Annotated in this window: 2 protein-coding genes; both read right to left on the reverse strand. The window is 66.6% G+C overall.

The features are described 5' to 3' along the window. Window positions 1–126 precede the first annotated feature (126 nt). Window positions 127–6,024, reverse strand: coding sequence for a type I polyketide synthase (locus ACMTAK_RS11115; RefSeq protein WP_413806060.1), 5,898 nt, complete (start codon window positions 6,022–6,024; stop codon window positions 127–129). Between the two features lie 36 nt (window positions 6,025–6,060). Then, window positions 6,061–17,127, reverse strand: a complete 11,067-nt coding sequence (locus ACMTAK_RS11120) for a type I polyketide synthase (protein ID WP_413806061.1) — start codon at window positions 17,125–17,127, stop codon at window positions 6,061–6,063. Between the last annotated feature and the right edge of the window lie 16 nt (window positions 17,128–17,143).

A 17,143-nucleotide genomic window follows, 5' to 3' on the forward strand; every position in this document is an offset into this window, starting at 1 on the left:
TGATCACAGCGGATGGCCTGCGAATTCGGGCTCACGCATTCGCTGGGGTCTTGTCATTTGGCGCCGGGGCCGGTGGCCACTTATGGCCAAAATTGGCCACTCGTGGCCACGGAGGCCCCGCGTAGGTCAACTGAGTACGTCGATGCCTTCGCTTGAACTCATCTCGGCTCCTTCACCGCGAGACGCCTGGGCAGGGTCCTGGCCATGGCCCCGGTCTTGGCCCTGGTCAGGGTCCTGGCTCTGGTCAGGGTCCTGGCTCTGGTCAGGGTCCTGGCTCTGGTCCTGCTTTGCGAATTGATTGAGCACGTCCTCCAGTCGGCCAAGCGCCAGGGACCGGTCCTCATTGACCAGTGACGCGAGGGAAAGCGTTTCCCGGAGTTTTTCGATCTCCGCCAGTACGGCGTGGGGGCCGGCGGTGTTGGACTCTGTGGCGCCGGGAGAGCTGGGAGAACTGGAAGAACTGGGCGGGTTGGGCGGGTTGAGAGAGCCGGGAGACGTGGCCGCGAGAGTATTCAGCTCGTCTGCGAGATGGACCGCGAGATCGGCCGGGGTTGGATGGTCAAAGACCATCGTCGTGGACAGCCGCAGCCCCGTGGCGCTGCCGAGCTGGTTCCGCAGCTCGACGGCCGTCAGGGAATCCAACCCCATTTCGAGGAATTCGCCTTCGAGGTCGATGTCTCCGGAGTCCCTGTGCCCCAGAACGGTCGCGGTCGAGATGCGGACGAGGTCCAGCAGAAGCCGCTCACGCTCCTCCGGGCTCGCTCCCAGAAGCCTGTCCCGCCATTGCTTCGCGCCGCTCTGCCCGGTCGCGGCCTTGCGGAGAGGCGTACGTATCAGGTTCCGCAGCATTGCCGGGACCGGCACTTCCGGATGAGCCTGGTGGGACGTCAGGTCCATGCGCACCGGCATCACATGCGCACGTCCCACGCTTTGAGCGGTGTCGAAGAGGGCGAGACCTTCTTCGGTGGTGAGCCCGGTAGTGCCGCCGCGGGCCATACGGGCGATGTCGGTCTGGCTCAGGTTCTGGGTGATTCCGCTGGCCTGTGCCCACAGGCCCCAGGCGAGGGAGAGGGCGGGCAGACCATGGGCGTGGCGGTGCTGGGCCAGGGCATCGAGGAAAGCGTTGGCCGCCGCGTAACTGCCCTGCCCACCAGCACCGAGAGTGGAGGCGACCGAAGAGTAGAGCACGAACGCCTCCAGACCCATGTCCCGGGTCAGCTCATGCAGATGCCAGGCCCCATCCACCTTCGGCCCAAGCACCCGCTGAACACGCTCATCACTCAACCCCTCGACCACACCGTCATCCACCACCGCTGCGGTGTGGACCACCCCCCGCAACGGAAACCGTGCCGGAACGGCAGCCAGCAACTCGCGTACCGCTTCCCGGTCGGCCACATCACACGCAACCACCGAAACCGACACCCCGGCCGCCTCCAACTCAGCCACCAGCTCCGCCACCCCCGGAGCATCCGGACCCCGACGGCTGGCCAGCAACAGATGCTCCACCCCGTGCCCGACCACCAGATGCCGAGCCATCACACCCGCCAGCACACCCGACGCCCCCGTCACCAACACCGTCCCACCGGAGACCAACCGCTCAGACGCCTCGCGAGCCCCTGTGGACTTGACCACACGGGAGAGGCGCGGGACCAAAACCATGCCGCCCCGGACCGCCAGCTGGGACTCCTCACCAGCGGCGACAGCCCGGACCACCACATCGGCCGCAACGGCACTGATCTCCCCCACATGATCGGGACCGCGGTCAGGGCCGAGGTCAGGGCCGCGGTCAGGGCCGAGGCCAGGGTCGAGATCCAGCAGGAAGAAACGGCCCGGATTCTCGGTCTGCACCGACCGCAACAGACCCCACACCGGAGCCCGCACCAGATCGCCCACATCCTCCCCAGCCTCCGTGGCAACCGCACCACAGGTGACCACCACCAGACGAGACCCGAACAAACGCTCCTCACCCAACCACCACTGCACCACAGACAACACAACGGAAAGCGACTCCCGCACCCCAGCAACCACATCACCATCACCACCACCCGCCAGGCAGGACAACACCACCGTCTCCGGCACCACCCCACCCCCATCGAGCGCACTGATCAACGCCGACACATCCGCATAACGAACACACACCCCACCCGCACGACCCACCGCCTCACCCAACCCCGCATCCGGCCCCACAACCGCCCACGAACCCCCAGACGCATTCGATGGGCCGGAGAAGTCCACGGACCGCCAGTCCAACTGGAACAGCGAGTCGTAACGGCTGGTCTGGGCGGCCTGCAACTGCTCAGCCGAGATCGGCCGCAAAGCCAGCGACTCGATGGACACCACCGGCTGGCCGGCTGCGTCCGCCACTTCCAGCGCTACAGCGTCCGACCCCGCACGGGTCAACCGCACCCGCACCACCGACGCACCCGAGGCATGCAACCGCACCCCCGACCACGCAAACGGAATACGCGCAGCCTCCTCACCCTCATCCGAAGCGATCAACGCCACCGCATGCACAGCCGCATCCAGCAACGCCGGATGCACCCCAAACCCCTCCACCTCACCAACCCGCTCCCGCGGAAGACGAACCTGAGCGAACACCTCCTCACCACGCCGCCAGACCGCCTCCAACCCCCGAAAAGCCGGACCATAATCAAACCCACGCTCGGAGAAACGCTCATAAAACGCATCCAGATCAGCCACCACCGGCTCAGCACCCACCGGCGGCCACTGCTCCAACACCACCCCACCACCAATCCAGCCCTCCACCACCAACGAACCCGTGGCATGGCGAACCCACACGGCATCACCGGCGAACTCTTGATCCTCCGGGCGTGAGTACACCGCGACCGGCCGGACACCCGACTCATCCGGCTCCTCCACCACGACCTGAAGCTGGACGCCACCTTCCTCCGTAAGGATCAGCGGTGCCTCCAGCGCCAGCTCATCCACCCGACCACAACCGACCCGATCCGCCGCACGAACCACCATCTCGACGAGGACGGTCCCGGGTACCAATACGGTCTTGAGCACCTGGTGGTCGACGAGCCACGGATGCGTACGCAGGGACACACGGCCCGCGAACACCCGCCCTCCCTCAGCAAGGGGAATGGCCGCTCCCAGCAGTGGGTGTTCGACGGTTTCCAGGCCGAGGTCGGTAGCGTCGGCTGTGTGGTGGGGGGCGTCGAGCCAGTAACGCTGCCGCTGGAAGGCGTAGGTGGGCAGGCCCAGGTGGGCCCCGGGGGCACTGCTGTCGCTCCCGCCGAGTACAGGGGTCCAGTCGATAGACGCGCCTGTGGTGAACTGCCTCGCCAGGCAGGTCAGCACGGCGTTCACCTCGGGCTGGTCCCGGCGCAGGGAGGCGATGACCTCCGGCTCAGCGTCAGAGCCGTCCTCGCTGTCGGCATCGATGTGGCTGGCCAGGCAGTTGTGGGCCATGGCGGTCAGAACGCCGTCGGGTCCCAGTTCCACAAACCGTGTCACCTGACCGTCCTCGGCCAGCCACTCCACACCCGGCCCGAACAACACCGCCTGCCGGACATGACGCACCCAGTACTCCGGCGAACACACCTCCTCCGCCTCTGCCGGTCGACCCGTCACATTCGAGACCACCGTCACCCGCGGAGGAGCAAACGACAGTCCTTCCAACACCTGCCGGAACCCGTCCAGCATCGGCTCCATCAACGCCGAGTGGAACCCATGCCCCACCCGCAGACTCTTCACCTTCCGGCCCAGACCACGCCAATACTCGGCCACCCGGGCCACGGCAGCCCCCTCACCGGAGACCACCACCTGATCCGGCCCATTAACCGCCGCAACCTCCACCACACCCACAAGCCCGCCGGACTGGGCCCGCAAGTCCTCCAGAGCCTGCCCCATCTCCTCCACGCCAGCCTGGACCGAGGCCATCGCCCCACCGGATGGCAGATCCTGCATCAACTGCCCCCGGGCCGCGACGAGCGTGCAGGCATCCTCCAACGACCACACCCCCGCCACATACGCCGCCACCACCTCACCAATGGAATGCCCCGCCAGGAAATCCACCCGCACCCCGAAAGACTCCATCAACCGAAACAGCGCCACCTCCAACGCAAACAACCCCGCCTGCGTAAACACCGTCCGATCCAACAACCCCCCACCCTCACCACCACAAGCAGCAGCCTCGGCAAAGACCACCTCCCTCAACGGCCGCTCCAACAACCCATCGAAGCGTTCACACACCTCATCGAACGCCGCCGCGAACACAGGAAAGGCCTCATACAACTCCCGCCCCATGCCCGCCCGCTGACTCCCCTGACCGGAGAACAACACCGCCACACGCCCACCCGACCGCACACGCCCAGTAACCACACCACCACCAGCACCACCGACGGCAGCCGCCGCCAGCCTCTGAAGCCCGGCGGTCAGCTCCTCCACATCCGAGCCCAGAACGACAGCGCGGTGCTCGAACACCGCACGAGAGCCCACCAGAGCACGCCCCACGCCTGCCACATCCACGCCACCACCATCAGCCTGGGCAGCACGCACGTACTCCAGCAACCGACCCGCCTGAGCCGCCAACGCCCCCGCGCTACGCCCCGACACCACCCACGGCGTCACACCACCGCCAGCGGAAGCCACCTCCACACTTGAGGCCTCATACACCGGTGCTTCCTCAAGGATGACGTGAGCATTGGTCCCCGAGACGCCGAAAGAAGACACCCCAGCCCGCCGGACCCGCTCCCCGCGCGGCCAGGCGACAGCCTCGGTCAGCAGCTGCACCGCCCCCGCATCCCAGTCCACATGCGATGACGGCTGGTCCACATGCAACGTGCGCGGCAGCACCTCCCGGTTCAGGGCCATGACCATCTTGATCACACCACCCACACCAGCAGCCGCCTGCGCATGGCCGATGTTCGACTTCAACGACCCCAACCACAACGGCCGACCACCCTCACCACGCTCCTGCCCATACGTGGCCAGCAGCGCCTGCGCCTCAATCGGGTCACCAAGCGTCGTACCGGTCCCATGCCCCTCGACGGCATCCACATCCGCCGCCGACAACCGGGCACCAGCGAGGGCCTGCCGGATCACCCGCTCCTGCGACGGACCATTCGGCGCCGTCAACCCATTCGACGCACCATCCTGATTCACCGCGGAACCACGCACCACCGCCAACACCCGATGCCCCCGCACCCGAGCATCCGACAACCGCTCCAACAACAACACACCCACGCCCTCACTGAACCCGGTCCCATCCGCCGCGTCCGCGAACGCCTTGCACCGGCCGTCGGCCGCCAGGCCACGCTGCCGGGAGAACTCCACAAACGTCCCCGGCGTCGACATCACCGCCACACCACCCGCCAACGCCATCGAACACTCACCATTGCGCAGCGCCACGCTGGCCTGATGCAACGCCACCAGAGACGACGAACACGCCGTATCCACCGTCACCGCAGGACCCTCAAGCCCAAACACATACGCCACACGCCCGGACATCACACTGGCCGTGTTACCCGTCAGCGCATAGCCATCGCTGCCCTCTGGATGCCGCTGAAACCGGGACAGGTAATCCTGACCTTGAGTTCCGACGAACACGCCGGTCTCGGTGCCACGCACATCAACCGGATTGATTCCCGCGCTCTCCATGGCCTCCCAGGACGCTTCCAACAGCAGTCGCTGCTGCGGATCCATGACCAGTGCCTCACGCGGAGAAATCCCAAAGAACTCAGCGTCGAAATCGGCCGCATCATGCAAGAAGCCGCCGCGCAGCTCGGCTGGAGCCGACTCCTGATCCGAGTCCTTGTCGTCCAGGACCCCGGCCGACCAGTCACGATCGGCGGGGAACGCGGAGATGGCATCCACCCCGTCCGCCACGAGCCCCCACAGGTCATCCGGTGAGCTCACATCACCTGGATACCGGCAAGACATACCGACGATGGCTATCGGCTCGCGCGCCCGCTCCTCAACCTCACGCAAACGAGCGCGAGCCTCACGCAAGCCAGTCGTGGCGCGCTTGAGGTGTTCAAGTACCGTGGAGTCTTCCATGGGCCCTGCCCTTTCACTGGAGAGTCACTGATTCGCTCAGAAAGTTCCAAGTTCGTCATTGAGCAGCTTGAGAACTTGGTCCATATCGGCTGATTCCAAGTCGTCACTCCGTGCCTGCGCGCCATCGTCCAGCCGTGAATCCCCCAATGCCAGAATGAGCCCCTTGAGGCGTGCTGAGATCTGAGCCCTCTCGTCCTCTCGGTAGCGCAGCCGAGAGAGAGTGACTTCCAGCTTGTCAAATTCAGCCAGCACAGTGCGTGCGGACATTTTCGTTTCACTCTGGCCAACGCCACGAATCTGAGAATCCAGGTAGTGGGCAACCGCGAGCGGTGTCGGATGGTCGAAGACCAGCGTCGTCGGCAGACGCATCCCCGTGGTTGTGCTGAGCTGGTTGCGGAGCTCGACCGCGGTAAGCGAGTCGAAGCCCAACTCCTTCAATGCTCGGTCAGGGTCTATACCGGTGTGACCGCCGTGCCCCAGGACGGACGCGGCGTGGGTAAGGACCAGATCCAGCAGGAGCTGCTCTCGTTGCTCAGGCGCGGCCAGAGCCATCTGCTCCTTCCATGCCTCCGCACTCTGCTGACCAGCCGCGACCTTGCGATACGGCGCTCGAACCAATCCCCTCATCAACGCTGGAACCGCGTCGTCGCGCTTCCTGGTCGCCTTCAGGTCCACCTTCGTCGACAACACATGGGGCCGCTCCGTTGCCAAGGCAGCGTCGAGTAGGCCGGCGGTCCTCTCCCGTGCGATGTGGCCCCAGGCGAGGGAGAGGGCGGGCAGGCCGTGGGCGTGGCGGTGCTGGGCCAGGGCGTCGAGGAAGGCGTTGGCCGCCGCGTAACTCCCCTGCCCACCGGCCCCCAGGGTGGCCGCGGCAGAGGAGTACAGCACGAACGCCTCCAGGCCCATGTCCCGGGTCAGCTCATGCAGATGCCAGGCCCCATCCACCTTCGGCCCAAGCACACGCTGAACACGCTCATCACTCAGCCCCTCCACGACACCGTCATCAACGACCCCCGCCGTGTGCACCACACCCCTGAGCGGCGCATCCCCCGGAACACCAGCCAGCAGCTCACGCACGGCTTCCCGGTCGGCCACATCACACGCGACGACCGTGACCGACGCCCCAGCCGCCTCAAGCTCAGCCACCAACTCCACCATCCCCGGGGCGTCCGGCCCCCTACGGCTGGCCAGCAGCAAACGCTCCACCCCGTGCCCGACCACCAGATGCCGGGCCACCACACCCGCCAGCACACCCGACGCCCCCGTCACCAACACCGTCCCGCCCGAGACCAGTCGGGTAGACGCCTCGGGATCCACCGCGGACTTGGCCACACGCGACAAGCGCGGGACCAGGACCATGCCGCCCCGGACGGCCAGCTGCGGCTCCTCACCAGCGGTGATGACCCGCACCACCGCGTCCGCCGCAACGGCGCTGATCTCGTTGCCGTGGTCGGGGCCGCGGTCAGGGTCGAGGTCCAGCAGGAGGAACCGGCCGGGATTCTCGGTCTGCACCGACCGCGACAAGCCCCACACCGGAGCCTGCACCAGATCGGCCACATCCTCCCCGGCCTCCGTGGCGACCGCACCACAGGTGGCCACCACCAGACGAGAAGCAACCAACCGCTCCTCGCCCAGCCACGACTGCACCGAAATCAGCACAGCGGAAAGCGACTCCCGCACCCGAGTGGCCAGGCCGTCGCCAGTGCTCGTCGGGCAGGACAGGACCACGGTCTCGGGTACCGACTCGCCCTCATCGAGCGCGCTGATCAGCGCGGGCACATCCGCATAGCGGGCGTACGATCCGCCCGCGCGGACCACCGCCTCACCCAGCCCCGGATCCGGCCCCACGACCGCCCACGAACCCCGAGCAACAGCCGAAGCTGACGTGGCCACCGGCTGCCAGTCCAGCTGGAAGAGCGAGTCATAACGGCTGGTCTGAGCCGCCTGCAACTGCTCAGCCGAGATGGGCCGCAGAGCCAGGGACTCGATGGACAGCACCGGCTGACCCGCCGCGTCCGCCACCTCCAACGACACAGCGTCCGACCCCGCCCGGGCCAGTCGCACCCGTACCGCCGACGCACCCGAGGCATGCAACCGCACCCCCGACCACGCAAACGGGACACGCACCGAACCCGACCCCAACTCCACATCCGGCTGCTGCTCGAAGTCGGCCAAGGCCACGGCATGCAGGACCGCGTCCAGCAGTGCGGGATGGATTCCGAACCGCTCCACCTCACCAACCCGCTCCTGCGGAAGACGGACTTGAGCGAACACCTCCTCACCACGCCGCCAGACCGCTTCCAATCCCCGAAAAGCCGGACCATAACCAAACCCACGCTCAGCGAGCCCGGCATAGAACCCCTCCGGATCGGACATCACCACCTCAGCGCCCACCGGAGGCCACTGCTCCAACACCACCCCACCACCAGCAGACTCCCCCGTCGCCAGCATCCCGCTCGCATGAGAGCTCCACACCGCGTTATCGGAGCCCGTCGCATCCTCGAAGTGCGAGTAGACCGCAACCGGCCGCAGTCCAGTCGCATCCGGCTCGTCGACCACGACCTGAACCTGGACACCGCCCTGCTCGGGCAGAACCAACGGCGCTTCCAGCGTCAGCTCCTCCACCCGACCGCAACCGACCTGATCGCCCCCACGGAAGACCAACTCGACCAGCGCAGCTGGTGGCACCAGCACCGATCCCAAGACCTGGTGGTCGGCGAGCCATGGGTGTGTCTCCAGCGAGATACGTCCGGTGAAGAGCTGCCCACCTTCGGCGAGGGGGACCGCAGCTCCGAGGAGAGAGTGTTCAAGGGTTTCCAGGCCCAGGCCGGTGGCATCGGCCGTCACGGTCGGGGCATCAAGCCAGTAACGCTCCCGCTGGAACGCATACGTCGGCAACGACACCAACGCCCCAGCACCCGACCCGTCCACCCCACCCAGAACAGGTTTCCAGTCGACGGCCACCCCGTGGACGTGCAACTGGGCGAGGGACGTCAGAACCTGCCTGAGTGTGTCCTGGTCCCGGCGCAACGTCCCGGTCACCACCGCCTGACCACCAGCGGCCTCCACCACCTCCTCCACACCCACCATCAACACCGGATGCGCACTGGCCTCAACAAAGACCCCATAACCCTCAGCGACCAGAACACCCACCGCCTCAGCGAAACGCACCCGCTGCCGCAGATTCCGGAACCAATACCCGTTGTCCATCTCCCCGGGCGAGACCCACTCCCCGGTCACCGTCGACAACAACGGCACCCGCTCGCCACCATCCCGAGGACTCAAGCCGTCCAGAACCTGGGCCAGCTCGGCACGGATCTGCTCAACCTGCGCGGTGTGGGAGGCGTAGTCCACCGGGATCCGGCGCGCCCGCACCCCCTGCTCCTCACACACAGCCCGCACCCGCTCCACCGCCTGCGCAGGCCCGGCCACCACCACCGAACCAGGACCATTGACCGCAGCCACCTCCACCCCACCCCAGACACCAGCCTCAACCTGATCCATCGCCTCCCGCTCGGACACGGCCACCGACAGCATCCCGCCCTGCCCCGCCAGACGCTCACCGATCAACCGCGACCGCAACACCACCACCTTGCACGCATCCTCCAACGACAACACACCCGCCACATACGCAGCCGCCACCTCACCCTGGGAATGCCCCACCACCGCCGCCGGCTCCACACCAAACGACCCCCACACCCGCGCCAGAGCCACCATCACCGCGAACGACACCGGCTGCACCACATCCACCCGATCCAACGACGGCGCCCCCACCTCCTGCCGCAACACCGCCTGAACGGACCAGTCCACCCACCGTGACAGCGCCCGCTCACACTCAGCAATCCCCTCAGCGAACACCACCGACTCATCCAGCAAACGCCCACCCATCCCCACCCACTGCGCACCCTGACCAGGAAAAACAAACACCGGCCGACCCACCCCCGACCGCACACGACCCACCACACCACCACCAACAACCTCACCCCGCGCCAGGCTCCCAAGCCCAGCAGCCAGCTCCCCCACATCCGAACCCAAAACCACCGCCCGATGCTCAAACACCGCACGCGAACTCACCAAAGCACGCCCCACACCCACCGCATCCACGCCACCACCGTCAGCCTGGGCAGCACGCACATGCTCCAGCAGCCGACCCGCCTGAGCCGCCAACGCCCCCGCACTACGCCCCGACACCACCCACGGCACCACCCCAGGCGCTGCACCCTCACCATCAGGCAGCTCACCAGCCGGGGTGTGCTCCACCAGCGCCTGGACCGCCGGTGCTTCCTCCACGATGACGTGGGCATTGGTCCCCGACACACCGAAGGAAGACACACCCGCCCGCCGCACCCGCTCCCCGCGCGGCCAGGCAACAGGCTCGGTCAGCAGCTCAACCGCTCCCGTGTCCCAATCCACGTGCGAGGACGGCTGGTCCACGTGCAACGTGCGCGGCAGCACCTCCTGGTCCAAGGCCATGACCATCTTGATCACACCACCCACACCAGCAGCCGCCTGCGTATGACCGATGTTCGACTTCAACGACCCCAGCCACAACGACCGACCACCCTCCCGGCCCTGCCCATAGGTGGCCAGCAGCGCCTGGGCCTCGATTGGATCGCCGAGTTTCGTGCCGGTGCCGTGGCCCTCGACCGCGTCCACATCCGCCGCCGACAGCCGGGCGTTGGCCAGCGCCTGCCGGATCACCCGCTCCTGCGACGGACCATTCGGCGCCGTCAACCCATTCGACGCACCATCCTGATTCACCGCAGAACCACGCACCACCGCCAACACCCGATGCCCCCGCACCCGAGCATCCGACAACCGCTCCAACAACAACACACCGACACCCTCACCCCAACCAGTGCCGTCCGCCGCCTCGCCATACGCCTTGCACCGACCATCCACCGACAGACCACGCTGACGGGAGAACTCCACAAACGTCCCCGGCGTCGACATCACCGCCACACCACCCGCCAACGCCATCGAACACTCACCACCACGCAACGCCACACTCGCCTGATGCAACGCCACCAACGACGACGAACACGCCGTATCCACCGTCACCGCAGGACCCTCAAGCCCAAACACATACGCCACACGCCCCGACGCCACACTCCCAGCACTCCCCGACCCCAAATAACCCTCAAGATCCGCCGGAAGAACCGCCAACCTCGAGGCATAGTCGTTGTACATCACCCCCATAAACACACCCGTCGCCGACCCACGCAGCCCAGCCGGATCAATCCCAGCCCGCTCCATCGCCTCCCACGACGCCTCCAACAACAACCGCTGCTGCGGATCCACCGCCAACGCCTCACGCGGAGACATCCCAAAAAACTCCGCATCAAAATCCGCCGCCTCATGCAAAAACCCGCCCGACCGCACATACGACGTCCCCGCATGCGCCGGATCCGGGTCATACAACCCCTCCAAATCCCAACCACGATCCACCGGAAAACCAGAAATAGCATCCGTCCCACCCGCCACCAACTCCCACAACCCCTCCGGCGACGCCACACCACCCGGATACCGACACCCCACCCCCACAATCGCAATCGGCTCCGCCGCATCCACACCCACCACAGCCGGCACCGCAACAGCGGCATCCGACCGCACACCCGCACCCAGCCGACCGTCCAGATACCTGGCAATGGCCGAAGGCGTCGGATAGTCAAAGATCAGTGTGGTCGGGAGTCGAAGCTCGGTAGCCGTTCCAAGCTGATTGCGCAGTTCGACCGCGGTCAAGGAGTCGAAGCCCAGGTCCCTCAACGCGCGGTCGGCGTCGATTCCAGCAGGATCCGCATGCCCCAGCACCGTCGCCACATGAGAACGAACCAGCTCCAGCAGCAACCGCGCACGCTCATCCGGCGCCACACCCGCCAACCGATCCCGCCACCCACCAGACCCATCCCGCCCCACCGCAACCCGGCGCACCGCACCCCGCACCACATTCCGCAACAACGCCGGAACCGACACACCACCACGCCCACGAAACGCCCGCACATCCACACGCACCGGCAACACCACACCACGCCCCACACCCAGTGCCACATCGAAAAGGGCGAGACCCTCTTCGGTGGTGAGTCCGGTGGTGCCGCCGCGGGCCATGCGAGCGAGGTCAGTCTCGCTGAGGTTCTGGGTGATTCCACTGGCTTGAGCCCACAACCCCCAGGCGAGGGAGAGGGCGGGCAGGCCGTGGGCGTGGCGGTGCTGGGCCAGGGCGTCGAGGAAAGCGTTGGCCGCCGCGTAACTCCCCTGCCCACCGGCCCCCAGGGTGGCCGCGGCAGAGGAGTACAACACGAACGCCTCCAAGCCCATGTCCCGGGTCAGCTCATGCAGATGCCAGGCCCCATCCACCTTCGGCCCAAGCACACGCTGAACACGCTCATCACTCAGCCCCTCCACGACACCGTCATCAACGACCCCCGCCGTGTGCACCACACCCCTGAGCGGCGCATCCCCCGGAACACCAGCCAGCAGCTCACGCACCGCTTCCCGGTCGGCCACATCACACGCGACGACCGTGACCGACGCCCCAGCCGCCTCAAGCTCAGCCACCAACTCCACCATCCCCGGCGCGTCCGGCCCCCTACGGCTGGCCAGCAGCAGATTCTCCACCCCGCGCTCGACCACCAGATGCCGAGCGAGCAGACCCGCCAGCGCACCCGACGCCCCCGTCACCAACACCGTCCCGCCCGAGACCAGTGGCGTAGACGCTTGGGGAGTCGCAGGCTTCGTCACGCGAGACAAGCGCGGAACCAGGATGATCTCGCCCCGGACCGCCAGCTGCGGCTCCTCGCCAGCGGCTAGGGCCCGCACCACTGCGTCCGCCGCAACGGCACTGATCTCGTCGCCGTGCTCGGGGTCGTGGTCCAGCAGGAGGAACCGGCCGGGATTCTCGGTCTGCACCGACCGCAACAGACCCCACACCGGAGCCCGCACCAGATCGCCCACATCCTCCCCAGCCTCCGTGGCAACCGCACCACAGGTGACCACCACCAGACGAGACCCGAACAAACGCTCCTCACCCAACCACCACTGCACCACAGACAACACAACGGAAAGCGACTCCCGCACCCCGGCAACCACATCACCATCACCACCACCCGCCGGGCAGGACAACACCACCGTCTCCGGCACCACCCCGCCCCCATCGAGCGCACTGATCAACGCCGACACATCCGCATAGCGAACACACGCCCCACCCGCACGGCCCACCGCCTCACCCAACCTGGCATCCGGCCCCACGACCGCCCACGAACCCCCAGACGCGTTCGATGGGCCGGAGAAGTCCACGGATTGCCAGTCCAACTGGAAGAGCGAGTCGTAACGACTGGTCTGAGCCGCCTGCAACTGCTCAGCCGAGATGGGCCGCAAAGCCAGCGACTCGATGGACACCACCGGCTGACCCGCCCCATCCGCCACCTCCAACGACACAGCGTCCGACCCCGCACGGGTCAACCGCACCCGCACCACCGACGCACCCGAGGCATGCAACCGCACCCCCGACCACGCAAACGGAACACGTACGGCTTCCTCGTCCTCGTCCTCGTCCTCGTCCGAAGCGATCAACGCCACCGCATGCAAAACGGCGTCCAGCAACGCCGGATGCACCCCGAACCCCTCCACCTCACCCACACACTCCCGCGGAAGACGAACCTGAGCGAACACCTCCTCACCACGCCGCCAGACCGCCTCCAACCCCCGAAAAGCCGGACCATAACCAAACCCACGCTCAACGAACCCGGCATAAAAACCCTCCGGGTCCGACATCACCACCTCAGCACCCACCGGCGGCCACTGCTCCAACATCCCACCACCACCAGCAGACGACGGCTCCTCCACGGCCAACAACCCACGCGCATGGCAGTTCCACACCGCATCGTCCGCGCTCGCCGCATCCTCGAGATGCGAGTAGACCGTAACCGGCCGCAGACCAGCCGCATCCGGTTCCTCGACCACCACCTGAACTTGGATCCCACCCCGCTCGGGCAGGACCAACGGCGCCTCCAGCGTCAGCTCCTCCACCCGACCGCAACCCACCTGGTCGCCCGCACGGATCACCAACTCGACCAACCCGGCTCCCGGAACCAGCACCGATTCCAGCACCCGGTGATCAGCCAGCCACGGGTGCGTCTCCAGCGACAGCCGGCCCGTAAGGTAAAGCGAATTGTGTGCCGCGGATTTCAACATCGCACTGAGCAGCGAATGGTCAACATGCCCCTGCCCGATGCCGGTGGCGTCAACTGTTTGGATCGGAGCATCGAGCCAGTACCGTTGCCGTTGGAAGGCATAAGTGGGCAGGTCCAGGCGAGGCACCGAGGCATTGGTGGCAACGCCCAACGCGGGTGACCAGTCGATAGACGCGCCAGTAACGAACTGCCGTGCCAGGCAGTTCAACAGGGCCTGCACTTCCGGCTGGTCCCGGCGCAGGGAGGCGATGACCTCCGGCTCAGCGTCAGAGCCGTCCTCGGTTTCGATGTGGTGGGCGAGGCAGTTGTGGGCCATGGCGGTCAGAACGCCGTCGGGTCCCAGTTCCACAAACCGTGTCACCTGACCGTCCTCGGCCAGCCACTCCACACCCGGCCCGAACAACACCGCCTGCCGCACATGACGCACCCAATACTCCGGCGAACACACCTCCTCCGCCTCTACGGGCCTACCCGTCACATTCGAGACCACCGTCACCCGCGGACGAGCAAACGACAGCCCCTCCAGCACCTGCCGGAAACCATCCAGCATCGGCTCCATCAACGCCGAGTGGAACCCATGCCCCACCCGCAAACCCTTCACCTTCCGGCCCAGACCACGCCAATACTCAGCCACCCGGGCCACGGCAGCCCCCTCACCGGAGACCACCACCTGATCCGGCCCATTAACCGCCGCAACCTCCACCACACCCACAAGCCCGCCGGACCGGGCCCGCAAATCCTCCAGAGCCTGCCCCATCTCCTCCACGCCAGCCTGGACCGAGGCCATCGCCCCACCACCAGGCAGATCCTGCATCAACTGCCCCCGGGCCGCGACGAGCGTGCAGGCATCCTCCAACGACCACACCCCCGCCACATACGCCGCCACCACCTCACCGATCGAATGCCCCGCCAGGAAATCCACCCGCACCCCGAAAGACTCCATCAACCGAAACAGCGCCACCTCCAACGCAAACAACCCCGCCTGCGTAAACACCGTCCGATCCAACAACCCCCCACCGTCAGGAACAGCCACGTCGGCAAAAACCACCTCCCTCAACGGCCGCTCCAACAACCCATCGAAGCGTTCACACACCTCATCGAACGCCGCCGCGAACACAGGAAAGGCCTCATACAACTCCCGCCCCATCCCCGCCCGCTGACTCCCCTGACCGGAGAACAACACCGCCACACGCCCACCCGACCGCACACGCCCAGTAACCACACCACCACCAGCACCACCGACGGCAGCCGCCGCCAGCCTCTGAAGCCCGGCGGTCAGCTCCTCCACATCCGAGCCCAGAACCACGGCACGGTGCTCGAACACCGCACGAGAGCCCACCAAAGCACGCCCCACGCCCACCACATCCACGCCACCACCATCAGCCTGGGCACCACGCACGTACTCCAGCAACCGACCCGCCTGAGCCGCCAACGCCCCCGCACTACGCCCCGACACCACCCACGGCACCACCGCAGACGGCACACCCCCACCACCGGAAACCACCTCCACACCCATGGCCTCATCCACCGGCGCTTCCTCAAGAATGACGTGCGCGTTGGTCCCCGAGACGCCAAAGGAGGACACACCCGCCCGCCGCACCCGCTCCCCACGCGGCCACGCCACAGCCTCAGCCAGCAACTCAACCGCACCCGCATCCCAATCCACATGCGATGACGGCCGATCCACGTGCAAGGTACGCGGCAGCACCTCACGGTTCAGGGCCATGACCATCTTGATCACACCACCCACACCAGCAGCCGCCTGCGCATGGCCGATGTTCGACTTCAACGACCCCAACCACAACGGCCGACCACCCTCACCACGCTCCCGCCCATACGTGGCCAGCAACGCCTGCGCCTCAATCGGGTCACCAAGCGCCGTACCGGTCCCATGCCCCTCGACCGCGTCCACATCCGCCGCCGACAACCGCGCATTCGCCAGCGCCTGCCGAATCACCCGCTCCTGCGACGGACCATTCGGCGCCGTGAGTTGGCTGCTCTTACCGTCCTGGTTGACCGCCGAGCCACGCACCACCGCCAGGACGTGGTGTCCCTTCTCCCGAGCGTCGGACAGCCGCTCCAGCAACAGCACACCGACACCCTCACCCCAACCAGTGCCGTCCGCCGCCTCGCCATACGCCTTGCACCGACCATCCACCGACAGACCACGCTGACGGGAGAACTCCACAAACGTCCCCGGCGTCGACATCACCGCCACACCACCCGCCAACGCCATCGAACACTCACCATTGCGCAGCGCCACGCTGGCCTGGTGCAACGCCACCAGAGACGACGAACACGCCGTATCCACCGTCACCGCAGGACCCTCAAGCCCAAACACATACGCCACACGCCCCGACGCCACACTCCCAGCACTCCCCGACCCCAAATAACCCTCAAGATCCGCCGGAAGAACCGCCAACCTCGAGGCATAGTCGTTGTACATCACCCCCATAAACACACCCGTCGCCGACCCACGCAGCCCAGCCGGATCAATCCCAGCCCGCTCCATCGCCTCCCACGACGCCTCCAACAACAACCGCTGCTGCGGATCCACCGCCAACGCCTCACGCGGAGACATCCCAAAAAACTCCGCATCAAAATCCGCCGCATCATGCAAAAACCCGCCCGACCGCACATACGACGTCCCCGCATGCGCCGGATCCGGGTCATACAACCCCTCCAAATCCCAACCACGATCCACCGGAAAACCAGAAATCGCATCCGTCCCACCCGCCACCAACTCCCACAACCCCTCCGGCGACGCCACACCACCCGGATACCGACACCCCACCCCCACAATCGCAATCGGCTCCCGCGCGCGCTCCTCAACCTCGCGCAGGCGCCCCCGAGCCTCACGCAGGTCAACGGTGGCTCGCTTGAGGTACATACGTAGCTGCGCCGCGTCCGCCATCGAGGAATTGCCTTCC

It is taken from the genome of Streptomyces lacaronensis, assembly GCF_047337785.1.
In the GTDB taxonomy this organism is placed as follows: Bacteria; Actinomycetota; Actinomycetes; order Streptomycetales; family Streptomycetaceae; genus Streptomyces; species Streptomyces lycopersici.